24 protein-coding genes are annotated in these 24,036 nt (G+C 73.6%); 13 read left to right on the forward strand and 11 right to left on the reverse strand.

The window, feature by feature from the left end:
* Nucleotides 1-38: 38 nt before the first annotated feature.
* On the reverse strand, nt 39-1,406 hold the full coding sequence (gene mycP / locus HH311_RS18560) for a type VII secretion-associated serine protease mycosin (protein WP_211190457.1): 1,368 nt from the start codon (nt 1,404-1,406) through the stop codon (nt 39-41).
* A gap of 232 nt (nt 1,407-1,638) precedes the next feature.
* Between mycP and HH311_RS18565 the strand changes: the two genes are divergently transcribed.
* The 4 genes from HH311_RS18565 to HH311_RS18580 all read left to right on the forward strand — a co-directional run bounded on the left by HH311_RS18565 (nt 1,639) and on the right by HH311_RS18580 (nt 8,366).
* A complete protein-coding gene (locus HH311_RS18565) occupies nt 1,639-3,303 on the forward strand; it encodes an FAD-dependent oxidoreductase (protein WP_169185175.1) in 1,665 nt (554 codons plus the stop codon).
* Entirely contained in the window at nt 3,300-4,715 is a 1,416-nt protein-coding gene (locus HH311_RS18570) for an ATP-binding protein (RefSeq protein WP_169185176.1), read from the forward strand. The genes HH311_RS18565 and HH311_RS18570 overlap by 4 nt, the downstream gene beginning before the upstream one ends.
* A 93-nt stretch (nt 4,716-4,808) precedes the next feature.
* Nucleotides 4,809-6,686: an asparagine synthase (glutamine-hydrolyzing) gene (asnB, locus tag HH311_RS18575; RefSeq protein WP_169185177.1), complete on the forward strand. Its 1,878-nt coding sequence runs from the start codon at nt 4,809-4,811 to the stop codon at nt 6,684-6,686.
* 363 nt (nt 6,687-7,049) lie between these two features.
* A complete protein-coding gene (locus HH311_RS18580; protein ID WP_312030231.1) occupies nt 7,050-8,366 on the forward strand; it encodes a DUF445 family protein in 1,317 nt (438 codons plus the stop codon).
* A 156-nt stretch (nt 8,367-8,522) separates the two neighbouring features.
* On the opposite strand, the gene HH311_RS18585 is transcribed toward HH311_RS18580, so the two are convergent.
* Complete coding sequence (locus tag HH311_RS18585) at nt 8,523-8,879, reverse strand: CrcB family protein (protein WP_169185178.1); 357 nt, start codon at nt 8,877-8,879, stop codon at nt 8,523-8,525.
* On the reverse strand, nt 8,876-9,346 hold the full coding sequence (gene crcB, locus HH311_RS18590; RefSeq protein WP_312030232.1) for a fluoride efflux transporter CrcB: 471 nt from the start codon (nt 9,344-9,346) through the stop codon (nt 8,876-8,878). The genes HH311_RS18585 and crcB overlap by 4 nt, the downstream gene beginning before the upstream one ends.
* Nucleotides 9,347-9,737: 391 nt before the next feature.
* Here crcB and HH311_RS18595 point away from each other — a divergent pair, with 391 nt between their 5' ends.
* The 4 genes from HH311_RS18595 (at nt 9,738) to HH311_RS18610 (ending at nt 12,505) form a co-directional block, all read left to right on the forward strand.
* A complete protein-coding gene (locus HH311_RS18595) occupies nt 9,738-10,457 on the forward strand; it encodes a hypothetical protein (protein WP_169185180.1) in 720 nt (239 codons plus the stop codon).
* A gap of 138 nt (nt 10,458-10,595) precedes the next feature.
* On the forward strand, nt 10,596-10,916 hold the full coding sequence (locus HH311_RS18600) for a DUF2516 family protein (protein ID WP_396027452.1): 321 nt from the start codon (nt 10,596-10,598) through the stop codon (nt 10,914-10,916).
* Nucleotides 10,913-11,470, forward strand: coding sequence for a YbaK/EbsC family protein (locus tag HH311_RS18605; protein WP_169185181.1), 558 nt, complete (start codon nt 10,913-10,915; stop codon nt 11,468-11,470). The genes HH311_RS18600 and HH311_RS18605 overlap by 4 nt, the downstream gene beginning before the upstream one ends.
* Nucleotides 11,471-11,506: 36 nt before the next feature.
* Nucleotides 11,507-12,505 carry a pirin family protein gene (locus HH311_RS18610; RefSeq protein ID WP_169185182.1) on the forward strand — a complete coding sequence of 333 codons (999 nt, stop codon included), beginning with the start codon at nt 11,507-11,509 and terminating at the stop codon, nt 12,503-12,505.
* A gap of 62 nt (nt 12,506-12,567) precedes the next feature.
* Here HH311_RS18610 and HH311_RS18615 read toward each other — a convergent pair whose 3' ends face one another.
* Nucleotides 12,568-13,071, reverse strand: coding sequence for a DUF2505 domain-containing protein (locus HH311_RS18615; RefSeq protein WP_169185183.1), 504 nt, complete (start codon nt 13,069-13,071; stop codon nt 12,568-12,570).
* Nucleotides 13,072-13,095: 24 nt separating this feature from the next.
* Between HH311_RS18615 and HH311_RS18620 the strand changes: the two genes are divergently transcribed.
* Nucleotides 13,096-14,172: a UDP-N-acetylmuramate dehydrogenase gene (locus tag HH311_RS18620; RefSeq protein ID WP_169185184.1), complete on the forward strand. Its 1,077-nt coding sequence runs from the start codon at nt 13,096-13,098 to the stop codon at nt 14,170-14,172.
* Between the two features lie 89 nt (nt 14,173-14,261).
* Nucleotides 14,262-15,428 (forward strand): Ig-like domain-containing protein, encoded by a 1,167-nt coding sequence (locus HH311_RS18625; protein WP_169185185.1) that lies wholly within the window; start codon nt 14,262-14,264, stop codon nt 15,426-15,428.
* 70 nt (nt 15,429-15,498) lie between these two features.
* Here HH311_RS18625 and HH311_RS18630 read toward each other — a convergent pair whose 3' ends face one another.
* Nucleotides 15,499-16,260 carry an SDR family NAD(P)-dependent oxidoreductase gene (locus HH311_RS18630; protein WP_169185186.1) on the reverse strand — a complete coding sequence of 254 codons (762 nt, stop codon included), beginning with the start codon at nt 16,258-16,260 and terminating at the stop codon, nt 15,499-15,501.
* A 201-nt stretch (nt 16,261-16,461) separates the two neighbouring features.
* On the opposite strand from HH311_RS18630, the gene mshA reads away from it, so the two are divergent.
* The 3 genes from mshA (at nt 16,462) to HH311_RS18645 (ending at nt 19,959) form a co-directional block, all read left to right on the forward strand.
* A complete protein-coding gene (gene mshA / locus HH311_RS18635; protein ID WP_169185187.1) occupies nt 16,462-17,736 on the forward strand; it encodes a D-inositol-3-phosphate glycosyltransferase in 1,275 nt (424 codons plus the stop codon).
* Nucleotides 17,733-18,257 carry a YbjN domain-containing protein gene (locus HH311_RS18640; protein ID WP_169185188.1) on the forward strand — a complete coding sequence of 175 codons (525 nt, stop codon included), beginning with the start codon at nt 17,733-17,735 and terminating at the stop codon, nt 18,255-18,257. Before mshA ends, HH311_RS18640 begins: the two co-directional genes overlap by 4 nt.
* Before the next feature lie 115 nt (nt 18,258-18,372).
* Nucleotides 18,373-19,959 carry an AMP-binding protein gene (locus HH311_RS18645; RefSeq protein ID WP_169185189.1) on the forward strand — a complete coding sequence of 529 codons (1,587 nt, stop codon included), beginning with the start codon at nt 18,373-18,375 and terminating at the stop codon, nt 19,957-19,959.
* A gap of 140 nt (nt 19,960-20,099) precedes the next feature.
* Here HH311_RS18645 and HH311_RS18650 read toward each other — a convergent pair whose 3' ends face one another.
* The 6 genes from HH311_RS18650 to HH311_RS18675 are packed head-to-tail and all read right to left on the reverse strand — an operon-like array spanning nt 20,100 to nt 24,028.
* A complete protein-coding gene (locus HH311_RS18650; protein WP_169185190.1) occupies nt 20,100-21,497 on the reverse strand; it encodes a tyrosine-type recombinase/integrase in 1,398 nt (465 codons plus the stop codon).
* Complete coding sequence (locus HH311_RS18655) at nt 21,494-21,703, reverse strand: AlpA family transcriptional regulator (protein ID WP_169185191.1); 210 nt, start codon at nt 21,701-21,703, stop codon at nt 21,494-21,496. Before HH311_RS18655 ends, HH311_RS18650 begins: the two co-directional genes overlap by 4 nt.
* A 3-nt stretch (nt 21,704-21,706) precedes the next feature.
* On the reverse strand, nt 21,707-22,054 hold the full coding sequence (locus HH311_RS18660; RefSeq protein ID WP_169185192.1) for a hypothetical protein: 348 nt from the start codon (nt 22,052-22,054) through the stop codon (nt 21,707-21,709).
* Nucleotides 22,051-23,265, reverse strand: coding sequence for an FtsK/SpoIIIE domain-containing protein (locus tag HH311_RS18665; RefSeq protein ID WP_169185193.1), 1,215 nt, complete (start codon nt 23,263-23,265; stop codon nt 22,051-22,053). The genes HH311_RS18660 and HH311_RS18665 overlap by 4 nt, the downstream gene beginning before the upstream one ends.
* Nucleotides 23,265-23,627 carry a WhiB family transcriptional regulator gene (locus HH311_RS18670; protein ID WP_169185194.1) on the reverse strand — a complete coding sequence of 121 codons (363 nt, stop codon included), beginning with the start codon at nt 23,625-23,627 and terminating at the stop codon, nt 23,265-23,267. The genes HH311_RS18665 and HH311_RS18670 overlap by 1 nt, the downstream gene beginning before the upstream one ends.
* A complete protein-coding gene (locus HH311_RS18675; RefSeq protein WP_169185195.1) occupies nt 23,624-24,028 on the reverse strand; it encodes a hypothetical protein in 405 nt (134 codons plus the stop codon). The genes HH311_RS18670 and HH311_RS18675 overlap by 4 nt, the downstream gene beginning before the upstream one ends.
* Nucleotides 24,029-24,036: the final 8 nt, after the last annotated feature.

Raw genomic sequence — 24,036 nt, forward strand, 5'->3', positions numbered from 1 at the left:
GTCGCGAGCGGAGCCGGGGGCAAGGCGCCTCCGGCCCCTCACCGCGGTCGGCGCGCCCGGCGCACGAGCACGACCGCACCGACGACGAGTCCACCGAGGACGGCGGCCCCGACGGTGCCGATCAGCGCGACCGCGCGCGCCCCGGAGTGTGCATCCCCGCCTCCGGCCAGGTCGACCCGGCCCGCTCCGGCGCCGTCGGCGGCGTCCACCGGGCCCGCCAGCGCGGCGACCGGGTCGACGATCCCGGCGCCGACGGCGTCGTCGCGGGGGCCGCCCGCGGCGTCGGCGGTGGCGACGATCCGGGCCGTCACCTGCCGGGCCGACCAGGTCGGGAAGCGCGCGCGGACGAGCGCGGCCACCCCGGCCACGTAGGGCGCCGCGAAGCTCGAGCCCTCGATCGGCGAGCCCGCCGGGTCGGCCGACGCGCCGGCGGGCTGCACGCGGTCGACGAGCCCCGGCCCGGTCGGCGAGAGCGACACGACGTCGGTGCCCGGCGCCGCGACCGACACCCAGGGCCCGCGGACGGTGCGCGGCGAGGGCCGGCCGTCCTGCCCGACGTAGCCGACGGACAGCACGTCGTCGCCGAACCACGCCGGCGCCACGACCTGGTCCTTCGTGGCCCGTCCGTCCTCCGTCCCCGACGGGTCGGCCTGCACGCACGCCCCCGACCCGGCGTTGCCGGCCGCGGCGACCACGACGACGTCGCGGTCCACCGCCTCCCGGACCGCCGCCCGCAGCGGCGCCAGCACCCCCGGGGCGACCGCGACCGGCAGGCAGGCGGCCTCGGAGATGTTGACGACGGTGGCCCCGAGGGCCACCGCGTGGCGCAGCGCCCGGGCGAGGCTGGTGACGTCGCCGGCGCCGGGCTGCGCCCGGCCGGGCACCGCCACGGTGGCGCTGCTCTGCCGGATCGCCAGGATCCGCGCCTCCGGGGCGACCCCGACGAAGCCCGCGGGTCCCGACGACGGGTCGGGGGCGGCACCGACGATCCCCGCGACCAGGGTGCCGTGGCCGTCGCAGTCGGCGGTGCCGCTGCGGCCCGGGCCCACGAAGTCGCCGCCGTCCAGCAGCCGCCCGGCGAGCCGGGGATGCGGGGCCACCCCGGTGTCGATCACCGCGACGGTCTGGCCGGCGCCCCGGCCGAAGCGCCAGGCGTCGGCGATCCGGAGCCGGTCCTGCGCCCACGGGTGCGTGGTGACCCCGGCCGCGTCGCCACCGTCGAGCGGAGCCACGCAGGCGACCCGCTGCACCGCGCCGGGCAGCGGCGACGGCGCCGGGTCGAGGCCGGCGAGCAGCGCCGGGTCGGGTGGGGGCGGCCCGGGCACGGCGGCCGCGGCGGGCACCGCGCCGAGCACGCCGAGGACGGCACCGAGCAGCACGGTCACCACCCGCCCGCCCCGGTGCACGCCAGCGAGGGTAGGGCGGCCGCTCCGCCCGCGGGGGCCGTTCCCGACAGCTCGCCCGTGATCGCACCGGGAGGACCGCCGCCGCCGGTGTCGACCTGTCGATCTCCGCGGCGACCCGGCCGCTCCACGCGACGTGATCACGCCGGGACGGCCCGTGACGGGCACCGGTCGCCGGGCGAGACGGCCGTCGCGGAGCGGACCGGGGGCTGGCGTGTCCGCCTAGGCTGGAGGCGTGCCCCGACCGGTCATCCTCACGGTGGACGACGACCCGGGGGTCTCCCGGGCCGTCGCGCGCGACCTCCGTCGCGAGTACGGCGAACACCACCGCATCGTCCGAGCCGACTCGGGCGAGGCCGCCCTGGAGGCCCTCCGCGAGATCGCCCTGCGCGGCGAGCAGGTGGCGGTGATCCTCGCCGACCAGCGCATGCCGCGGATGAGCGGCGTGGAGTTCCTCGAGCAGGCGATGGACATCTTCCCGCGGGCGCGCCGCGTGCTGCTCACCGCGTACGCCGACACCGAGGCCGCGATCACCGCGATTAACGTCGTCGACCTCGACCACTACCTGCTCAAACCGTGGGACCCGCCCGAGGAGAAGCTCTACCCCGTCGTCGACCAGCTGCTCGAGACGTGGCGGCGCACGCCCGACCGGCCGGCCACCGAGACCCGCATCATCGGCCACCGGTGGTCCGCGCGCTCCTACGAGCTCCGCGACCTGCTCGCCCGCAACCAGGTGCCCTTCCGCTTCCACCTCGCCGACGACCCCGAGGGCCACCGGCTGCTCGAGGCCGCCGGCCTCGACGGCGCGCGCCTGCCCGTCGTCGTCACCGGCGAGGGCACGGCGCTGGTGGACCCGACCGACGCGCAGGTGGCCGAGGAGGCCGGGCTCGCGACGCACGCCGTCGACGCCCTCTACGACCTCGCGGTGGTCGGCGGCGGCCCCGGCGGGCTCGGCGCGGCGGTCTACGGCGGGTCGGAGGGCCTGCGCACCGTGCTCGTCGAGTCGGTCGCCACCGGCGGGCAGGCCGGCACGTCGAGCCGCATCGAGAACTACCTGGGCTTCCCCGACGGCGTCTCCGGTGCGCAGCTGACCGACCGCGCCCGGCGGCAGGCGGTGAAGTTCGGGGTCGAGATCCTCACGACGCGGACCGTGACCGGCCTGGCGGGTCGCGGCGGGGTCCGCGTGCTCACCTTCGACGACGGCAGCGAGATCGCCGCGCACGCCGTCGTCCTCGCCACCGGCGTCTCCTACCGCACCCTCTCCGCGCCGGGGCTCACCGAGCTCGCCGGGCTCGGCGTCTACTACGGTGCGGCCACCACCGAGGCGCCGTCGTGCGCGGGCGAGACGGTCTACGTCGTCGGCGGGGCGAACTCCGCGGGCCAGGCGGCGATGAACTTCTCCCGCTACGCCCAGCGCGTCGTCATGCTCGTGCGCGGCCCGTCGCTGCAGGCCTCGATGTCGCAGTACCTCATCGAGCAGATCGAGGCGGTGGACCACATCGAGGTCCGCACCTGCACCGAGGTGGTCGCCGCGTCCGGCGAGGAGCACCTCGAGAAGCTCACCCTGCGCGATCGGGACACCGGCGACGAGCAGGTCGTCGACGCGCACTGGCTCTTCGTGTTCATCGGGGCCGAGCCGCGGACCGACTGGCTCGACGGCGTCGTCGTCCGCGACGACCACGGGTTCGTCCTCTCGGGGCCGGACCTGCCGCCCGCCCCGGATTCCCGGGTGCCGTCGGGATGGGAACCGGAGCGCGATCCGTTCCACCTGGAGACCTCCCTGCCCGGGGTGTTCGCCGTCGGCGACGTCCGGGGCGGGTCGGTGAAGCGCGTGGCCTCCGCCGTCGGCGAGGGCGCGATGGCGGTGAGCCTGGTGCACCGCTGGTTGGAGAACAGATGACCACCACCGAACGTCCGGAACTGAGCCCCGACGCCCTGCGGGAGCTCTTCCTCTTCGAGTCCCTCGACGACTCCCAGCTCGCCTGGATCGCCGAGCACGCCGACGTCGTCGACGCCCCGGCGGGCGAGGACGTGTGCCGCGAGGGGCAGCCGGCGCGCTGCTTCTGGGTCCTCTGCCGCGGCGAGATCGCGCTGATCCGGCTGTCCCGCGGGGACGAGGTCGAGATCAGCCGGTCCACCACGCCCGGCACCTACGGCGGGTCGACCGAGGCGTTCGTCCCCGGCGTCGAGCAGACCTACAAGCACACGCTGCGGGCCTGCTCCGACACCACGCTGCTCGCGCTGCCCGCCGCGATCTGGGCGGAGAAGCTGCGCGAGTGGTTCCCGATGCCGATGCACCTGGTGGCGGGGCTCTTCGTCGGGATGCAGCGCACGTCCACGGCGATCGGGGAGCGGGAGCGCCTGCTCGCGCTCGGCTCGCTGTCCGCCGGCCTGACCCACGAGCTGAACAACCCGGCCGCGGCGGCCATCCGCGCCACCGAGTCGCTGCGCGACCGGGTGGCCGGGATGCGGCACAAGCTGGCGATGCTCGCCTCGGGCAAGCTCGACGGCGCGGTGGTCTCCCAGCTGGTGGAGCTGCAGGAGGAGGCGGTGCTCGGCGTCGCGACGGCGCCCGAGCTCACCGCGATGCAGACCTCCGACGCCGAGGACGAGGTGGGCGACTGGCTCGAGGAGCGCGAGGTCGGCGGCGCGTGGGACCTCGCGGCGGTGCTCGTCGCCGGCGGTCTGGGCGCCGAGTGGCTCGGCAAGGTCGAGCGGACGGTGCCCGACGGCACGCTCGAGGCCGCGGTCCGCTGGATCGCCTACGCCGTCGAGACCGAGACGCTGATGGGCGAGATCACCGACGCGACCGCCCGGATCGGGACGCTGGTCAACGCCGCGCGGCAGTACTCGCAGCTCGACCGGGCGCCCTACCAGCCCTCCGACCTGCGGGTGCTGCTCAAGTCGACCCTGACGATGCTCTCGCGCAAGCTCGAGGGCATCGAGCTGGTCAAGGACTTCGACCCGGCGCTCCCCGAGGTGCCCTGCTACCCGGCCGAGCTCAACCAGGTCTGGACGAACATCATCGACAACGCCGTGTCCGCGATGGGGGGCTCCGGGACGCTGACGATCCGGACGCGCCGCGAGCAGGACACCGCCGTCGTCGAGATCGGCGACTCCGGCCCCGGGATCCCCGACGAGGTCCGCCCGCGGATCTTCGAGCCGTTCTTCACCACGAAGGACGTCGGCGAGGGGACCGGTCTGGGGCTGGACATCTCGTGGCGCATCGTCGTCACCAAGCACCACGGGGACATCCGCGTGCACAGCACGTCGGAGGGGACGACCTTCGAGATCCGGCTGCCGCTCGGGTGATCGCCCCGGTAACCCGCACGTCACATCTGGTTACGTGAGCTAAACAAACGGGGTAGTCAGGTCCTGTCGGACGACGACAGGAGGACTGCCGGAATGTGTGGCATCGCAGGAACGGTCGACTTCACCGGGAACTTCGACGACGACCCCGCCGCGCGCGAGGCCGCCCGGGCCATGACGGAGACCATGGCCTGCCGCGGGCCGGACGACGAGGGGCTCTGGACCACCCGCCACGCCGCCCTCGGGCACCGCAGGCTCGCGATCATCGACGTGCCCGGCGGGCACCAGCCGATGGTCCTCGACGACCCGGCGACGGGCGAGACGCGCCTCGCGATCGTCTACTCCGGCGAGGTCTACAACTTCACCGAGCTGCGCACCGAGCTCGAGGGCACGGGTCACCGGTTCCGCACCGACTCCGACACCGAGGTGATCCTCCACGGCTGGCTGGAGTGGGGCGAGGACGTCGTCACCCGGCTCAACGGCATGTTCGCGTTCGCGCTGTGGGACGTCCGGGCCGACGAGCTGTTCCTCGTCCGGGACCGGATGGGCATCAAGCCGCTGTACTGGTACCCGACCCCGGACGGGGTGCTGTTCGGCTCCGAGCCCAAGGCGATCCTCGCCCACCCGCGCGCCGAGGCCGTCGTCGACCTCGACGGGCTGCGCGAGCTCCTCTCCCACGTCAAGACGCCGGGCCACGGCGGCTACCGCGGGATGCACGAGGTCCGGCCCGGGTCGCTGGTCCGGATCCGCCGCGAGGGCCCCTCGATCCGCCGGTACTGGCAGCTCGAGGCGCTCGAGCACACCGACGACCGGGACACCACGGTCGCCCACGTCCGCGAGCTGCTCGACGACATCGTCTCCCGCCAGCTGATCTCCGACGTCCCGCTGTGCTCGCTGCTCTCGGGCGGCCTCGACTCGTCGGCCATCACCGCGCTCGCGGCGCAGCAGCTGCGCGACCAGCAGGCCGGCCCGGTCCGGTCGTTCTCGGTCGACTTCGTCGGCTACGAGGACGCGTTCACCGCCGACCCGATGCGCGACACCCCGGACGGGCCGTACGTGCGCGAGCTCGCCGAGTACGTCGCCGCCGACCACGAGGCGATCACCCTCTCCAACGACGACCTCATGGACCCGACGGCGCGGGCCGCCGTCCTGCGGGCCCGGGATCTGCCGCTCTCGCTCGGGGACATGGACACCTCGCTCTACCTGCTGTTCAAGGCGATCCGGGGCCGCTCGACGGTGGCGCTGTCCGGGGAGTCGGCCGACGAGGTGTTCGGCGGGTACCGCTGGTTCCACGACGAGGCCGCCGTGAACGCCGACACCTTCCCGTGGATGGCGGCCCACTCGCGCGGCAACGGACCCATGGACCTCTCGCGCAGCTTCTTCGACCCCGACCTGCTGGCCGCGCTCGACCTCCCCGGGTACGTCGAGGCGTCCTACCGCGACGCGCTCGCCGAGGTCCCGCACGTCGACGGCGTCTCGGCACGCGAGCGGCGGATGCGCGAGGTCTGCTACCTGCACCTGACCCGGTTCGTGCAGATCCTGCTCGACCGCAAGGACCGCATGTCGATGGCCAGCGGGCTCGAGGTCCGGGTGCCGTTCTGCGACCACCGGCTGGTGCAGTACGTCTTCAACACCCCGTGGGCGCTCAAGACCTTCGACGGGCGGGAGAAGTCGCTGCTGCGGGCCGCGACCCGCGACGTGCTGCCCGGGTCGATCGTCGAGCGCGTGAAGAGCCCGTACCCGTCGACGCAGGACCCGGCCTACGAGAAGGCGGTGCGCGGGGACCTCGCCGACCTGCTGGGCGACCAGGACGCCCCGGTGCGCCGGCTCATCGCGCCGGACAGGATCCGCGAGGCGGTGGACGCGCCCTCGGACGCGGGCACCAGCCTCGAGGTCGACCGCTCGCAGATGGAGAACGTCCTGCAGCTCAACGCCTGGATGGAGCGCTACTCGCCGACCATTCGGACGAGCTGACTGATCCGCTCGCCACCCACCGGTCCGGTACGAACGGCCGGTTCATCACCGAAGAAGGTGACGAACCGGCCGTTCGTGCGTTCCGGGGCGGAACACCCAGGGCGCCCCCCGGTCGCCGTGGGGCAGCACGGCGACCGGGAGGCGCGGGAACCCCGTGCGGCCGGGCGCGGTCGGTCGCACGGGGTGTCGTGGGGCGCGTCGTCGCGCACGGGAGGTCATCGGCCTCTCGGGGCGTCGTGTGTGTAACGCTCCGGGAGTCGACCACGATGCGGGCGATCCGGTCCCCGGTCGGTCGCTTCGCACGACACCCTCTCGCGGTTCGCCCGGTCGGGTCGCTGACACGATGGGGGCACAATTCGTGGGGTGAGTGCAGTGGCACCGGACCAGGAGACGACCGCGCCCCCGTCGGGCGGCGCCGGACTGATGGGGCTCGGCGACGACGAGGGCAAGCGCGCGCGGCTGCGGCGGATGAAGGTCGTGGCGACGGGGTTCCTGCTGGGCGCCGCCGTCGTGTGGATCGTCTTCCTCACCTGGGAGCGCCACGGGGGTCCCGCCGTCGCGGGGTACGTCCGCGCGGCCGCCGAGGCGGGCATGGTCGGTGCCTTCGCCGACTGGTTCGCCGTCACGGCGCTCTTCCGCCATCCCCTCGGGCTGAAGATTCCGCACACCGCGATCATCCCCCGGAAGAAGGACCAGCTCGGGGAGAGCCTGTCGGACTTCGTCGGCGAGAACTTCCTGTCGGTGCCGGTGGTGAGCGAGAAGCTGCGCTCGGCGCGCATCGCGAACCGGACCGGGGCCTGGCTCTCGCGCCGGGAGAACGCCGAGCGGGTCACCGCCGAGGCCGCCACGGTGGTGCGCGGCGCGGTCGCGGTGCTGCGCGACGACGAGGTGCAGGCCGTCATCGAGCAGACCGTCACCCGCCGCGTCGTCGCCCAGGAGTGGGGGCCGCCGATGGGCCGGTTGCTCGAGGGGATCCTCGAGGACGGGTCCCACCGCCGCGTCGTCGACCTGATCTGCGACCGGGCCTACGACTGGGTCCGCGTCAACTACGACACCGTCATGGCCCTGGTCAGCCGGCAGGCGCCGAGCTGGTCGCCCCGGTTCGTGGACGGCCTCATCGGCGACCGGCTCTACGCCGAGGCGCTGTCGTTCGCGTGGGCGGTGAAGTCCGACCCGGACCACCCGCTGCGCAAGGCCATCGACCGGTTCCTCACCAGCTTCGCCGGCGACCTGCAGCACGAGCCGGACACGATCGAGCGCGTCGAGTCGATCAAGATGCAGCTGCTCGAGCACCCCGACGTCCAGGGCCTGCTCAGCAAGGCGTGGGCGACGGGGAAGGCGATGATCCTCGACGCCGCCGAGGACCCCTCGAGCGAGCTCCGGCGCCGGGTGACCGACGGCGTGAGCCGCTTCGGGGAGCGGATGGTGCTCGACGAGGGCCTGCGCGACAAGGTCGACAGCTGGATCGTCGACGCCGCCTCCTACGTCGTGACCCGCTACGCGCCGGAGATCACCGGGCTGATCTCGGACACGGTGAAGCGCTGGGACGGGCCGGAGACCTCGCGCAAGATCGAGCTCCAGGTCGGCCGGGACCTGCAGTTCATCCGGATCAACGGCACCGTCGTCGGCGCCCTCGCCGGGCTGATCATCTACACGGTCGGCGAGCTGGTCGTCGGCTGACCGGGCCTGTCGTGGAGCAATGGCACGTTCCTGGCGTCAGGTGCGAGCATCGTGCCATTGCCGGCGAGTGCGGCGCGGGCCGGACATGGGTGAGCGGCGCCGTCCTGGCGCCGGACGCCAGGAACGTGCCATTGCTGGTCCCCGGCGAGCCCGACGCTAGAGCGCCATCCCGACGACGAGGCCCAGCGCGGCCGCGCCGAGCCCGGCGAAGGTCTGGATGACGACGTCGAGCACGGCGTGGGTGCGCTCCCCGGCCTCGGCCAGGCGCACGGTCTCGTAGCCGAGGGTGGACCAGGTCGAGAGGCCGCCGCAGAAGCCGGTCCCGACGACGGCCGTGACCACCGAGCCCGACGCGGCCCCGGCGACGACGCCGAGGACCAGCGACGCGACGAGGTTCACCGTGACGGTGCCCCAGGGGAACGAGGTGCCGTGCGCGGACTGGACCGCGCGGTCGGTGAGGTAGCGCAGCGGGGCGCCGACCGCGGCGCCGAGGACCACCCAGAGCGCGGTCACCGCCGGCCTCCCCGCGTGGTCGCCCGGGCCAGCGCGAGGCCGAGCGCCGCGGCGCCGACCGAGCCGAGCACGGTCGCGGCCAGGTAGCCGAACGCGGTGCCGAGGTGGTGGGACAGGAGCAGCTGCTGGCTGTCGACGGCGAACGTGGAGAACGTGGTGAACCCGCCGAGGACGCCGACGCCGAGGAACGGGCGGACCAGCGGGTGGGCCTCGCGGACCTCGGCGACGTGCACGACGAGCACGCCCATGAGCAGGCAGCCGACGACGTTGATGAGCAGGGTCGCCGTCGGGAACCCGCCGTGGGGGGTGGGCCACGCGAGCCCGATGCCCCAGCGGGCCAGGGCGCCGAGCGCGCCGCCGACGGCCACCGCGGCGACGGCGGCGCCCTGGCCGCGCAGGACGGCGGTCCCGGGTTCCCGCCCGGCGATGACGTCGTCGGTGATCTCGGGTTCCTCGGCGTGGCTCACGGCGGCTCCCTGGGCGCGGGTCAACGGCACCGGCATCGTGCTCGGTGCCGGTCGTCGGGCTCCAGGGACCGTTGGCTCCGACCCGGCGAGGGGGTCGGCGCGGTTGTCGGCGGGCCCCACCGCCATCGGACGAGACGGTAGCGCGCGCGTCGTCGCAGCGCACAGAGGTGATCTCCCCCGGTGTGCGACAGGCCACTTCATCAGCGCAAACAGACTGCTTGCATCAGCTAGCACTCGTGTTAGCGTGGGTGTCAGCCGGCATCGGGGGACGGTGATCCGGCAGAGACCGGACCACCTCCGGTGCGACCGGGCGGAGCGGCCGGGTCCCAGGACCGACCGGAGCCGTGCGCCCGACGAGACACGACATCGTCCGAATCAGGGGAGATCACCCATGGCTGTCACGTTCCCGACCAAGTTCGACGTCCGCGAGGCCCGCGACCAGGCCACCAAGGCCGTGTCGGACGCCGTCGACCCGCTGCGCGCGCCGTCGCTGGCGCTGCTGGGCCTCGGCGACTACGCCGTCGCCAGCGCCCAGGAGGCCTTCGCCCGGGTGCAGGCCGGCGCCACCGAGGTCCAGGCCCGCGTCGAGGACCTGCCCTCGGAGCTGCAGGAGCTGCGCAGCAAGCTGTCCGCCGAGGACTTCCGCCGGCTGGCCGACTCCTACGTCGCCGCGGTGCGCAGCGTCTACGAGGACCTCGTGAAGCGCGGCACCAGCGCCTACACGAAGATCAAGGCGCAGCCGCAGGTCAAGCAGGCCCTCTCGACGGTCGACCAGGTCTCGACCGAGCTCGAGAGCCGGCTCGAGGACACCGTCGAGGAGTTCCGCGTCCGCGGTGAGGGCGTCCTGGCCGGCGTCACCAAGCAGACCCGCTCGGTCGGCGAGCGTGCCGCCCGCTACACCCAGCGGGCGAGCACCGAGGCCGCCGAGGCGCTGACCGAGGCGAGCACCGAGGTCGCCGCCGAGGTCAAGGAGGCCGGTGACGAGGTGGCCTCGGAGACCCGCAGCGCCGCCCGCAAGACCGCGGCGAAGACCGCCCCGAAGAAGCAGGGCCCGAAGAACGCGCCGAAGTCCGCGGCCACCACCGCGGCCGACAAGCGCGCCAAGAGCTGACGCTCCCCGCCCCTGCCGACGGCCCCGTTCCTCCCCTCCGGGAGGGCGGGGCCGTCGTCGTGTGCGGGGCCGCGCGCGGAACCGGACACCGGGCGCCGTCCGAGCGGTCCCACCAGCACGTATCCTCGCCGTGTGCTGCTGCAAGTGCCGGTGTTCGAGTACCTCGACTACTACCTGTCGATGCTGATCTGGGTGGTGGCGATCCCGGTCGGTCTGTACGCGTTCATCCACGCCCTCCTGCAGCGGGCCGACGCGTTCACCGCGGTCGACAAGCTGACGAAGCCGGCCTGGTGCGGCATCACCGGCGTGGGCGCGCTGCTCCTGGTGATCTCGGTCGGCGGGCCGGTCGCGAGCCTGGCGATCCTCTGGCTGGTCGCGCTGTGCGCCGTGCTGGTCTACCTCGTCGACGTGCGCCCGAAGGTGGTCGAGGTGCAGCAGGGCGGCGGGGGCCGCTGGTGACCGCGGACCTCGCGCCCGCGGCGGGGACCCTGCAGCTCGTCCCCGCCCTGACCCGTCCTGACCTGCTCGCCGAGCCGGTGGCCGCCGCGCTCGCCGCCCTCCCCGCCGACGCCGCCGCGTCCTGCGCCGTCGCCGCGATCGACCCGGACCTCGCCGACACCGCGGCCTTCTGCGAGGCCTACGGCTCCCCGCTCGAGGCCTCGGCGAACTGCGTGGTCGTCGCCGGATCGCGCTCGGGGGAGCAGCGCTTCGCCGGCTGCGTGGTCCTCGCGACGACGCGGGCCGACGTGAACTCCGTGGTCCGCAAGCGCCTCGACGTCCGCAAGGCCTCGTTCGCGCCGATGGACACCGCGGTGGAGCTCACCGGCATGGCCTACGGCGGCATCACGCCCTTCGGCCTGCCTGCGGCGTGGCCGCTGCTGGTCGACCCCGCGGTCCTGGCCACGCCGGCCGTCGTCGTCGGGAGCGGGATCCGGGGGAGCAAGCTCGTCGTGCCCGGGGCGGTGCTCGGGCAGCTGCCCGGCGCGGAATCCCTGGAGGGACTCGGCCGTTAGCGGTATCGTTCAACCTTCAAGTACCTGGAGGACACGATGCCCGCCGTCACCGTCGCCGACCTGACCGTCCTGCCCCGCCTCGCGGACCTCGGGTCCGACACCGGGGCCACCGAGCGCGCCGTGCGGCGCGTGACCACCGCGCCCCGCGGGTTCGAGGGCGAGGGCTTCCCGGTCCGGCGTGCGTTCGCCGGGGTCGACCTCGCCGACCTCGACCCGTTCATCCACATGGACCAGATGGGCGAGGTCGAGTACGCGCCCGGCGAGCCGAAGGGCACCGCGTGGCACCCGCACCGCGGGTTCGAGACCGTCACCTACATCATCGACGGCACCTTCGAGCACGCCGACAACCACGGCGGCGGCGGGCTGATCACCAACGGCGACACGCAGTGGATGACCGCGGGCGGCGGCGTGCTGCACATCGAGCGGCCGCCCGAGGCCCTCGTCGCCTCCGGCGGGCTCTTCCACGGCCTGCAGCTGTGGGTGAACCTGCCGCGGGCGCAGAAGTGGGCGGCACCGCGCTACCAGGACCTCCGCTCCGGGACGGCCGCCCTGGTCACCTCGCCCGACGCGGGCGCGCTCGTGCGGGTCATCGCGGGGACGGTGGACGGCTGGTCCGGCCCCGGATCGACCTACACCCCGATGACGATGGCCCACGCGTCGGTCGAGCCCGGCGCGGCGCTGCACGTGCCGTGGGACCGCGAGCAGAACGCGCTGGCCTACGTGCTCTCCGGCGACGGGTACGCGGGCGCCGAGCGGCGGCCGGTGTCGACCGGGCAGCTCGTGGTCTTCGGGCCGGGCGAGTCGCTGCGGGTCGCGGCCGCCGTCGGGCAGGAGGGGCGGCACCCGAAGCTGGAGGTGGTGCTCCTCGGCGGCCGCCCGCTGCGGGAGCCGGTCGCGTGGGGCGGGCCGTTCGTGATGAACACCCGCGAGGAGGTCCGGCAGGCCTTCTCCGACTACTCGAAGGGCCGGCTGGGCGCGGTCCCGGCCAAGCGGGTGCCGCACGCGGGGGCGTCGCGGGGCGTGCAGACGACGTAGGTCCCGGTGTCAGGAACGTGGCGTTGCGGACGTCCAGTGTCTGCAACGACGCGTTCCTGACATCAACCCTTGTCGGCCAGCCAGCGGCGCGTGAACTCGTCCTCGCCGTCGAGCAGCCCACCGACCTGCTCGTTGACGATCGACTCGATCTTCCCTGCCACGAACGGCACCGGGACCTCGGCGCTGCCCTCGACGGTGCTCTCCGAGCCACCCTCGACGTCGTGCAGGGACTGCTTGCCGGTCAGCTTGCCGGGCAGCCCCCGCACCGTGACCTCGAAGGTGCCCCGGTAGCCGCCGGAGCCGTCCGGCGTCCACGTCTCGACGCGGTCGAGCACCAGGTCACCCCCGGTGAAGCGCTTGATGACGCCCGGCAGGAACTCGACGTCGACGGAGTGCCGGAGCGCGACGCGCGCCCCGGAGTCGTCGACCGAGCGCTCGACGAGCGCGGGGTCCTTGCCCCCGAGCTCGTCGAGGCGTGCCTGCAGGTAGTCGCCGTCGACCAGGGTGCGGTACACGGTCTCGGCGTCGGCGTCCCACCGTGCACGGTGGGAGATCGTCTGGGCCACGGGGCGGGAGGTTACCGTCGAACGGTGCCCACCCGGACGTCGTCGCCCCCCGCGCCCCCGCTCGCCGCGCTGACGACGCTGCGTCTCGGCGGCCCGGCCCGCCGGCTGGTCCGCGCCGGGAGCGCCGAGGAGATCGTCGCGGCGGTGCGCCGGGTCGACGCGGCGGGGGAGCCGCTGCTCGTCGTGGGCGGCGGGTCGAACCTCGTCGTCGGGGACGCCGGCGTCGAGGGCACCGTCGTGCACCTGGAGTCCCGCGGGCACACCGTCGAGCGCGACGGCGCCGACGCGCTGGTCCGCGTCGAGGCCGGCCAGGACTGGGACGAGCTGGTGGCGGCGACGGTCGACGAGGGCCTCGGCGGCCTCGAGTGCCTGTCCGGCATCCCGGGCTGCGCCGGCGCGACCCCGGTGCAGAACGTGGGGGCCTACGGCGTCGAGACCGCCGACCTGCTGGTCGACGTGACGGTGCTCGACCGCGCCACCGGCGAGGTCGCCACGGTGCCCGCCGCGGAGCTCGGCCTGGGCTACCGCACGAGCCGGCTCAAGGGGTCCGACCGCGAGGTCGTCCTCGCCGCCCGGTTCCGGCTGACCACGGACGGGCTCTCCGCGCCGGTCCGCTACGCCGAGCTCGCCCGCGTGCTCGGGGTGGAGCCGGACACCCGCGCGCCGGCCGCCGCGGTCCGGGAGGCCGTCCTCGAGCTGCGCCGCGGCAAGGGGATGGTCCTCGACGAGGCCGACCACGACACCTGGAGCGCCGGCTCGTTCTTCACCAACCCCGTCGTCGCGCCCGATGTCGCCGACGAGGTGGCGCGCCGCGTCGCCGCCGCCGACCAGCGGCCGGTGACGGCGTGGCCGACCCCCGACGGCCGCGTCAAGCTGTCCGCGGCCGCCCTCATCGAGCGCGCCGGCGTCCCGCGGGGCCATCCCGGGCCGGACGCCCCCGTGCGCGTCTCCACCCGGCACACGCTCGCGCTGACCAACCGTGGCGACGGCACGACGGCGCAGCTGCTCGCCCTGGCCCGCGACGTGCGCGACCGCGTCGAGCGGGCCTTCGGGGTGCGCCTGCGGCCCGAGCCGGTGCTCGTCGGCTGCTCCCTCGACTGACCGAGGAGGATCCGCGCCACACCAGTCACGCGGTTCGGCCCGCCGTCGTTGTGTCAATCAGGGACCATGGCCGGGGGAGCGGGTAGGGCATGAGGACAACGCAGCGTGTCTGCTGGCTCGTCGCGGCGGCGGTGCTCGTCCTCGCGTCGGCCTGTTCCGGCGGCGGCCCCGACTCCGCCGGCGCCCAGACCACGCCGGCCCCGCCGCCGGTCCCGGTCGTCTACGCGCCGACGGCGAACGCCACGGACGTCGCCCCGAAGACCCCGGTGTCGGTGTCGGTGCCCAACGGCCGGCTCTCCGGGGTGGCGCTCACGCCGGCCGGCGGCACGGCGGTCGGCGGGGCGCTCTCGCCCGACGGCACACGCTGGACCGCCTCGGGTCCGCTGGCGTACGCGACCACCTACACCTGGAGCGGGACCGCCACGGCCGCCGACGGGCACTCGAGCCCGCTCGCCGGGACGCTGCGCACCGTCGCGCCGCGCCAGCAGCTCGAGGCGACGCTCAACATCGGCGACGGCCGCACCGTCGGGGTCGCCGCGCCGATCGCGATCCAGTTCGACGGCCACGTCGCCGACCGGGCCGCGGCCGAGAGGGCGCTGAAGGTCGAGACGTCGCAGCCCACCGAGGGCTCCTGGGCGTGGCTGCCCGACCAGGACGGCGGCTCGCGGGTGCACTGGCGGCCGAAGGAGTACTGGGAGCCGGGCACGAAGGTGACGGTGACCGCGGACCTGCTCGGGGTCGACCTCGGCGGCGGGGCGTTCGGGCACGAGGACGTCAGCTCGCACTTCACGATCGGGCGCTCGCAGATCGTCAAGGCCGACGTCAACAGCTTCCGGATGGTCGTCCTCCGCGACGGCAAGCAGGTCATGGACGTGCCCGCCTCCTACGGCATCGACGCCGACCCGAACCGGACCACCCGCTCGGGCGTCCACGTCGTGACCGAGAAGTTCACCGACAAGCGGATGGTCAGCCGCCAGTACGACTACGACGTCGTCGAGCAGTGGGCCGTGCGGATGAGCAACAACGGCGAGTTCATCCACGCCAACCCGAAGTCGGCCGCCGCGCAGGGCTCGAGCAACGTCACGCACGGCTGCGTGAACCTCTCGATCGGCGACGCCAAGGCCTACTACGACACCGCCCTGTACGGCGACCCCGTCGAGGTCACCGGCACCCCGATCCAGCTCTCCGCCCGCGACGGCGACGTCTACGACTGGACGGTGCCGTGGTCGACGTGGAAGGCGCAGTCGGCCCTCTAGGTGGCCTCCGGCCTCGTGAGCAGAAAATGCCGCTATACCGACACTTAGTGCTCACGAGGCCGAAGGCCACCTACCGTCGGAAGAACCGCATCCCGGTCGCCTGGTCCCGCGGCTTCATGACGATCGTGTCGATGTTGACGTGGCTCGGCCGGCTCATGACGAAGGCGACCGTCGCGGCCACGTCGTCGGCGGTCAGCGGCGTGATGCCCTCGTAGACCTTGTCGGCCCGGTCCTGGTCGCCGCCGAAGCGGACCAACGAGAACTCGGTCTCCACGGCCCCCGGCGCGATCTCGGTCAGGCGCACCGGCTGGCCGAGCAGCTCCCCGCGCAGCGTCCGGTGCAGCGCGCCCTCCGCGTGCTTGGCCGCGGTGTAGCCCGACCCGCCGTCGTACACCTCGAGCCCGGCGATCGACGTGATCGTGACGACGTGCCCGTCGCCCGAGGCGATCAGCGAGGGCAGCAGCGCCTTGGTCACCCGCATCGTGCCGAGCACGTTGGACTCCCACATCCAGCGCCAGTGCTCCTCGTCGGCCTCCATGACCGTCTCGGTGCCCTTGGCGCCGCCGGCGTTGTTGACCAGGCCGCGGACGTTGCCGAGGTCGCGCACCCGCTGCACGAAGGTCTCCACCGACGAGGCGTCGGTGACGTCGAGGGGCAGCGCGGTGCCGCCGGTCTCGTCGGCGAGCTCGCGGAGCCGCTCGAGGCGTCGGGCGCCGAGGACGGGGTGCCAGCCGTCCGCCGCGAGGGCGCGCGCGGTGGCCGCCCCGATCCCGGAGCTCGCCCCTGTGACGACGACGACCGGTCGGTCCGTGGCGGGGGTGGGTGAGGTCACGGGTCGCCACCCTAGAGCCCGCTCCGGACGGACGCCGTTGCCTGCGGTGCCTAAGCTGTGTCCGTGATTCCGGCGGCGAGGACGGCGACGGACGGCACCCCCTCACCACGCAGGGGCAGGCCGGAAGGCGGCGGATCCCCGGGATCCCGACTCCGGGCGCGGCCGCTCTCGCCGGTCCGCCGCGCCCCACGCCGCGTCGCGGTGCTCTCGGTGCACACCTCCCCGCTCGCCCAGCCCGGCACCGGCGACGCGGGCGGCATGAACGTCTACGTCGTCCAGACGGCGCTGGAGATGGCGAAGCGGGGCGTCGAGGTCGAGATCTTCACGCGGCAGACGTCGTCGGACCTCCCCCCGGTCGCGGAGCTCGCGCCGGGCGTGCTCGTCCGCCACGTCGTGGCCGGGCCGTACGGCGGCCTGGGCAAGGAGGACCTGCCGAGCCAGCTCTGCCCGTTCACCGCGGGCGTGCTGCGCGACGAGGCCGGGCGCGACCCCGACTGGTTCGACGTCGTCCACAGCCACTACTGGCTCTCGGGTCAGGTCGGGTGGCTGGTGCGCGACCGCTGGGGCGTCCCGCTGGTGCACACGGCGCACACCCTGGCCAAGGTCAAGAATGCGTCGCTCGCCGAGGGCGACCGCCCCGAGCCGCTGCTGCGGGTCGTGGGCGAGGAGCAGGTCGTGGCCGAGGCCGACCGGCTCGTCGCGTCGACCCCCGGCGAGGCCGACGCGCTCATCGCCGAGTACGGCGCCGACCCGGACGCGGTCCGGACCGTCGCCCCAGGCGTCGACCTGCAGACCTTCACCCCGGACCTCGACCGCGACGCCGCCCGTGCCCGCCTCGCCGGCGAGGCCGGGGTGGCGATCGGTCACGACGACGTCGTGCTCGCCTTCGTCGGCCGCATCCAGCCGCTCAAGGCGCCCGACGTCCTGCTGCGCGCCGCCGCCGAGATGATCGCCCGCCGTCCGGAGCTGCGGGGGCGGCTGCGGGTCCTCGTCGTCGGGGGCCCGTCGGGCTCGGGACTCGACCGGCCGCGGGCCCTCGCGGGCCTCGCCGAGGATCTGGCCATCACCGACGTGGTGAGCTTCCTCCCCCCGCGGTCGGGCGCGGCGCTCGCCGAGGTCTACCGGGCCGCCGACGTCGTCGCCGTCCCCAGCCACTCCGAGTCCTTCGGCCTCGTCGCCCTCGAGGCCCAGGCGTGCGGCACGCCGGTGGTGGCGGCCGCCGTCGGGGGCCTGCCGGTGGCGGTCGCCGACGGCCGGTCCGGGCTGCTGGTCGGCGACCACACCGCGGCGTCGTGGGCCGGCGCGCTGGAACGCGCGGCCCTCGACCGGGAGCTGCGCGGGCGGCTCGCCGCCGGCGCCGTCGAGCACGCGACCGTCTTCTCCTGGGACCGCACCACCGACGCGCTGCTCGCGACGTACGCCGAGGCCGCGGCCGTCCGCCGCGGCGGCGCGGCGCTGCAGGGGGTGGCGGTGTGAGCGACCTCGACGGTCTCGACGCGGTCATCGCGGCCGCACTGGACGAGCGCGAGCTGCACTACCAGCGCCGCGGCGAGGGCTCGTTCTTCGTGACGCTGCCCGGGACCAAGAAGCTGCAGACCAACTGCTGGCTCGTGCTGACCCCGCACGCGCTGCTCGTCGAGGCGTTCGTCTGCCGGCGGCCGGACGAGAACCACGAGGGTGTTTACCGCTGGCTGCTGCAGCGCAACGCCCGCCTCTACGGGGTGCACTACACGCTCGACGACAAGGGCGACATCCACCTGGTGGGCCGGGTCGGGTTGCACGCGGTGACCGACGACGAGATCGACCGCGTCCTCGGGCAGGTCCTCGAGGCCGCCGACGGCGACTTCAACATCCTGCTCGAGCTGGGGTTCGCGTCGTCGATCCGCCGGGAGTGGGCGTGGCGGGAGTCCCGGGGCGAGTCGCTGGCCAACCTGCGGGCGTTCGCGCACCTGGTGTCCGGTTCCGACGACGCCGGCGCCCCTCCGCCGTCCGGGTGACGACGACGGGTTCCGTGCCCGGCCGCGCGGGTACGGGACCGGTACGTTGGCGTGATCGCGCGCACGGTCGTCCGGGCCGCTGCGTCCGCCCCCGGCTCACCGAGGAGTGCCGTCCATGACCGTGCGCAGCCCCTACGCCGACATCGACATCCCCGACGTCGGGCTGCCCGAGTTCCTGTTCTCCGACCTGTCCGGGCACGAGGACTCGGTCGCGGTGATCGACGGTCCGAGCGGGCGCGAGATGACCTTCGGCGAGCTCGCGCACGGCGTCGACCGCTTCGCCGCGGCGCTCGGCGAGCGCGGGCTCGGCAAGGGCGACGTCATCGCCCTCTTCGCACCGAACACGCCGTACTACCCGATCGTCTTCCACGGCGGCCTCGCCGCCGGCGTCGCCGTCTCGACGGTGAACGCCCTCTACACCCCCGACGAGCTCGCCTTCCAGCTCCGCGACTCCCAGGCGAAGATCCTGGTGACGATCTCGACGTTCCTCGACCGCGCGCGGGCCGCGCTGCGGGAGGAGGGCCTCGCCGTCACCGAGGTCGTCCTGCTCGACGACGCCCGCGACGACGCGTCGACCCCGATGCCCGAGAACGCGCTCGCGGACCTCCTCACGACGACGGCCGAGCGCCCCTCGGTCGCGATCACCGGCGACGACGTCGCGGCGCTGCCCTACTCCTCGGGCACCACCGGCCGGGCCAAGGGCGTCGTCCTCACCCACCGCAACCTGGTCGCGAACCTGCTGCAGGTGCAGGCGATGGGGAGCCACGTCTCGTCGTCGACCAAGATCCTGGCCGTCCTGCCGTTCTTCCACATCTACGGCATGACCTGCATGATGAACCAGGGCATCCACGCCCGGGCGACGGTCGTGACGATGCCGAAGTTCGACCTCGAGCAGTTCCTCCGGATCATCTCGCAGTACCGGGTCGACCGGGTCTACGTCGCCCCGCCGATCGCGGTGGCGCTCGCGAAGCACCCCATGGTCGAGGAGTACGACATCGACTGCGTCGACATCGTCTTCTCCGGCGCGGCCGCGCTCGACGCGGACCTCGGGCACGCCATGGGCAAGCGGCTCAACTGCACCGTGCTGCAGGGCTACGGGATGACCGAGCTGTCACCGGTCAGCCACTGCATGCCCGACGACCGGCCCGACATGGACCTAGGCTCGATCGGCGTGGCGATCCCGAACGTCGAGTGCAAGCTGGTCGACCCCGAGACCGGCGAGGAGGGCTCCCGCGGCGAGCTGTGGGTGCGCGGCCCGAACGTCATGCGGGAGTACCTCAACAACGCCGACGCGACGGCCTCGACGCTCGACGAGGACGGCTTCCTGCACACCGGCGACATCGCGACGGTGACCGACGAGGGCATCTTCCACATCGTCGACCGGGTCAAGGAGCTCATCAAGTACAAGGGCTACCAGGTGCCGCCGGCCGAGCTGGAGGCGCTGCTGCTGACCAACGACTCGATCGCCGACGCCGCCGTCATCGGGGTCAAGGACTCGGACGGCGAGGAGATCCCGAAGGCGTTCGTGGTCAAGCAGGAGGGCGCGGAGCTCTCGGAGGACGACGTCATGTCGTTCGTCGCGGAGCGGATCGCGCCGCACAAGAAGGTGCGGGTCGTGGAGTTCATCGATCAGATCCCGAAGTCGGGGTCCGGGAAGATCCTGCGCAAGGACCTTCGCGCCCGTGAGCAGGCCCCCGCATAGGGGTCCAGACCCGCGGTTTCGGGCCTCTGACCTGCGACGACGCCGAATGTCCGATGTGAAGTCTCTGTGAGGCTCCGTCGGCGTGGGCGGTTCGTCGGGAGATTCCACGGAACAGTCACGGAACAGATCTTGCTCGGTGATCATCTGTCCTCCCCGTCGAGCAGGGTCTGAATCCGGGCGTTGTAGGCCGCCCGCTCGCCGTCGAGGCACGCCGCGTAGACCGAGAGAAGGACCTTGACCGAGTGGCCCGCGCGCTCGGCGACCTCGGTGGGCGGCACCCCGGCGTTGAGCCAGGACGACAGCGCGGCGTGGCGCAGGTCGTAGGGCCGGGCGGCGAGCGGGGACGCCTGCTGGGCGGGGCTCAGGCCGATCTCTCGCGCCTGCTTCCAGGTGCGGGTGTAGACCGACTCCCGGATGCGTTCGCCGGTGACTAAGGCGGGGAACAGCCGGCCGTCGGGCGCGGTGCCGTAGCGGTCGAGGTGCTCACGCAGGATCGCGACGAGGGCCGGCGGGATCGGGACGCGGCGGACCGCTTCCCGGCGGCGCCGCTTGAGCGGCCGGCGGTCGGGGTCGCGGAGACCGTCGTTGTAGTGCTCGCCGCTGACCCCGGTGCGCGAGCCGGACAGGACCAGTTCGCCCCAGCCCTCGGCGGGGAGCTTGGCGTCCGTGTCGCGGAGGTGCTGGGCCTCGCCCGGGCGCAAACCGGCGTAGTAGAGGCAGGCGAAGAACGCCCGGAGCCGCCAGCCGCGGTCCCGTTCGGTGCGGCGGTGCCCGGAAACGTAGGTGACGGCGGCGAGAAGCTGACGCGCTTGGTCAGGATTGACGACCACACGCGGGTCGACGCCCTCGCTGGCCTTGCTGGTCATCACGCGCCGGCCGGTGACGGGATTGCTGACGAGAACTCCCCTGTCGACGGCGTAGCCGGCCAGGCGGTGCAGCACGGCGCGGCGCTTGTCCCAGGTGGACGACGTGACCGGGCGCCCGTTGGCGGCGGTCCCGAGGTCGTGGAGCAGGCCTGCTATCGCGAGTGGGTCGGTGAGGTCGGAGACTGGGCGGGAAGCCCGCCGCAGCCACGACGCCACGGCCCGATCCTCGGCGGTGAGCGGGTCGTCGCGTCGCGGCGGCGGCAGGAGATGGGTGCTGGTAAGCCGCTGTAGTTCGGTCTCGTCGGGGGCCTGGTCAGAGTCGGTGACGAACTTGGGCACCGCGGCGGCGAGGTTCACCACCGCGGCGCGGCGGGTGTTCGGCGGGGCCGTGGGCCACAGGTGGTCGACGTAGGAGACGGCCAGCTCGAGGAACGTCTGCACCCCGCGCTTGCGGACGAGGCTCAGCGGCAGGCCGGACGCGACCTCGAACCGTTCCCCGGCCCGGGCTGCCTTGACCAGCTCCGCGCGGAAGGACTCGGCGAGCGCCTTGGTCGTGTACGACTCGGAGTGCTCTCGCCCCGCGGTCTTCCATCGGACGCTCCACGGGCGGCGCCGGCCCTCGGACTTGCGCAGCTTCCAGAACTGGACCTGATAGGTGGTCGCGTCGCTCATGCGGCGTCTCGCAGGGCGTCGAGCCAGTCGAGGAGGTCACCGCGGCGGACGCGGAGGTGGCCGTTCGGGAGCCGGAAGCACGGCGGCGCGACTCGGCGCTCCCGCCACTCGTAGAACGTGTCTCGCGAGAGCCCGCCGAGCTCGTCGAGGACCTGGCGGACGGTGAGGAGCTCGTCGCGGTTGACCTTGGCCGGGATCGTCGCCATGGCTCAGTCCTCCGGGTGGTGCCGGCCGAGGTGGCCGAGTTGGTTGTGGGCGGCGGTGAGGTGGGCGGCCATCTCGGCGGCGTGGTGCCGGGTGTCGTCGAGATGGCCGTAGGCGCGGCATAAGGCCTGCTCGGAAGGGCTGTCGCGGTCGTCGAAGTACTCGACAGCGTCGGCCCGGCGGAGCGATCTGATGAGGAAGTCGAGGAGTTGGGGGAGGCGGTGGGCGAGGTCGTCGAGGTGGCCGACGACGTCGTAGGCCTCGGTGGCGGTGATCGGGCCGCGCACGGTGGCGTGGTTGGCGGCCCGGAGCTGGTCGGCGGTGGCGGCGACGGCGGCCGCGAGCCGGCTCATGCCGCGGTCCAGTCGGCCCAGGTCTCGCCGGTCGGCCGGCGGCCGTCGCGGGCGATGCGGTCGCAGAACTCGCCGTAGCCACCGAGGTAGGGCGCCCGGAGGCGGACGCAGTCCCTGCCGGGTCCGGACAGGTAGGCGATGCCGGGGGCGGCGTTGGCGTGCTGTGGGCCGAGGTGGCGGGCGTCGTCGCCGTGGAGCATGACGAGGCTGTCGGCGGGGACCCGGAACGACAGGCGTAGCGCGAACTGGTCGCGGGCGTAGCCGCCGCCGACGGCGTTGGCCTCGAACCGCTGCGCCAGCATCAGGACTCTGAACGCGGCCTTGCGTCCCTCGGAGACCAGCCGTAGCACCGTCGAGGTAATCCGCTCGGCGAGCTTCTTGTCCTTGGCCTGGGCGGCGCGCAAGAGCCCGGGGAACTCCTCGAGCACGGCGAGAACAGTCGGCGTCGTGATGGTCGGGGTGATGGAGTCCTGACGCGGGGGCATGGTGTCGAGGCGGTGGTCCATCTCGGCGACCAGGCGGTCGAGCATCGCGGCGTGCTCGACCAGGTCTTTCGTGCCGACCGCCTGGTACTCCCGGTGGGCGGTGCCGGTGAAGGCGCGGCCGAGGACGAGGCCGGTGATGTCCGAGCCGGTGATCAGCACGTCGGGGGCGGCGGCGAGCTGGGCGAGCAGCCCGTAGGTGAACACGGACTTGCCGGAGCCGTTCTGGCCTTGCACCGCGAGGTGGGCAGCGTCCGTGAGCCGGTGGGTGAGCGCTGAGCCGTCCTCTGCGCGCCCGAGCAGCAGCCGACCGGCTCCGTGGGCGAGCGGGCATGCTGGGAGCGGGACGCGGGCGGTGAGCGGGTCGGAGCGCAGCAGCACGATCCGCACCCATCGGCCGGCGAGGGGTTCGACGCGCAGGCCGTGGGCGCCGAGGGTGTGGGCGAGCCGGGTGGCGTGTTCTCGGAGGTCTTCGGGTTCCTGGCCGGGAAGTAGCTCGGTGGAGAACGTGAGGTCGGTCCCGGCGCGGAGTCCCCCGAAGCGTGGGGTCCGCACGGTTGTGCCGCTGGCGATCTGGATGAAGTGGCAGAGCCCGACCCCCGTGCAGGCCTCCCGCCACATCGCACGCAGGTCGTCCTCGAGGAACCGGCGAGCTTCGGCACGGCGCTGCTCGGCGACCCGTTCGCGGAGTCGGTCGACGACGGTGAACCGCCAATCCTTTGTGCTCATCAGGCGGCCTCCCGGCGCTCCGAGCAGCGGGAACACAGCTCGCCGTCCACCGCGGGCATCGGGGACAGCAGTGCGCAGGCCGGGCACATCGGTTCGTCGTCGGCGACCGGGTCAGGGACGCCGGCCAGGCGGGCGCGGCGGATGGCGCGCCGGTCGGTGGGCGTGGTGGCGGCCCACAGGCCGTGGTCCTGGCCGGTGTCGAGGGCCCAACGCAGGCACTCGGAGGCGACCCGGCAGGCCTGGCAAATCGGCGCCACGGCCGTCTTGTACCGGGTGACGATCACGGAGGTGTCGTCGTCGCTGGGTGGGAAGAACAGCTCCGGGTCGGCGTCGCAGCACGCGGCTCGGCTCTGCCAGCTCATGACGCCGCCGCCTCGGACGAGGCCTGGCCGCCTCGGGCCCGGCCGGTGGCGGCGGTGGAGCGGACCTCGGAGCAGCGGTACCAAACTTGGGCGCCGGTGACGTTGCCGTCGCGGTCCTTCTTGTCCATCACCCCGATCTCGAAGTCGATCAGGTGGACCGGGGTGGCGGGGGCGAGCTCGGCGCCGGGCTGCTGTTCGGCGGCGAGGCCGACCTTGATGATCTCGTTGGTGGCCCGGCCGAACTGGCGGAAGCGGGCGACGAGCTGGGCCTCCCACTTGGGGAGGCCGTCCTTGGTGGTCTCCTGCCGGAACGAGTCCCCGAAGGCGGTCTTGGGCTCGCAGGACAGGAACAGCAGCGACTCGAACGTCGCGGACTGGTCGACCTTGTAGTTCTGGATCACGGTGTTCT

Origin of the sequence: Actinomycetospora sp. TBRC 11914 (assembly GCF_012933465.1) — a bacterium.
Taxonomy (GTDB): Bacteria; Actinomycetota; Actinomycetes; order Mycobacteriales; family Pseudonocardiaceae; genus Actinomycetospora.

Bases quoted from the DNA above. Each gene is read 5' to 3' on its own strand.
- HH311_RS18665 (WP_169185193.1), bottom strand. From the start codon at position 23,265: ATGAGCACAAAGGATTGGCGGTTCACCGTCGTCGACCGACTCCGCGAA.
- HH311_RS18595 (WP_169185180.1), top strand. From the start codon at position 9,738: ATGGCTGTCACGTTCCCGACCAAGTTCGACGTCCGCGAGGCCCGCGAC.
- HH311_RS18660 (WP_169185192.1), bottom strand. From the start codon at position 22,054: ATGAGCCGGCTCGCGGCCGCCGTCGCCGCCACCGCCGACCAGCTCCGG.
- asnB (WP_169185177.1), top strand. From the start codon at position 4,809: ATGTGTGGCATCGCAGGAACGGTCGACTTCACCGGGAACTTCGACGAC.
- HH311_RS18625 (WP_169185185.1), top strand. From the start codon at position 14,262: ATGAGGACAACGCAGCGTGTCTGCTGGCTCGTCGCGGCGGCGGTGCTC.
- HH311_RS18610 (WP_169185182.1), top strand. From the start codon at position 11,507: ATGCCCGCCGTCACCGTCGCCGACCTGACCGTCCTGCCCCGCCTCGCG.
- HH311_RS18645 (WP_169185189.1), top strand. From the start codon at position 18,373: ATGACCGTGCGCAGCCCCTACGCCGACATCGACATCCCCGACGTCGGG.
- HH311_RS18655 (WP_169185191.1), bottom strand. From the start codon at position 21,703: ATGGCGACGATCCCGGCCAAGGTCAACCGCGACGAGCTCCTCACCGTC.
- HH311_RS18650 (WP_169185190.1), bottom strand. From the start codon at position 21,497: ATGAGCGACGCGACCACCTATCAGGTCCAGTTCTGGAAGCTGCGCAAG.
- HH311_RS18670 (WP_169185194.1), bottom strand. From the start codon at position 23,627: ATGAGCTGGCAGAGCCGAGCCGCGTGCTGCGACGCCGACCCGGAGCTG.
- HH311_RS18570 (WP_169185176.1), top strand. From the start codon at position 3,300: ATGACCACCACCGAACGTCCGGAACTGAGCCCCGACGCCCTGCGGGAG.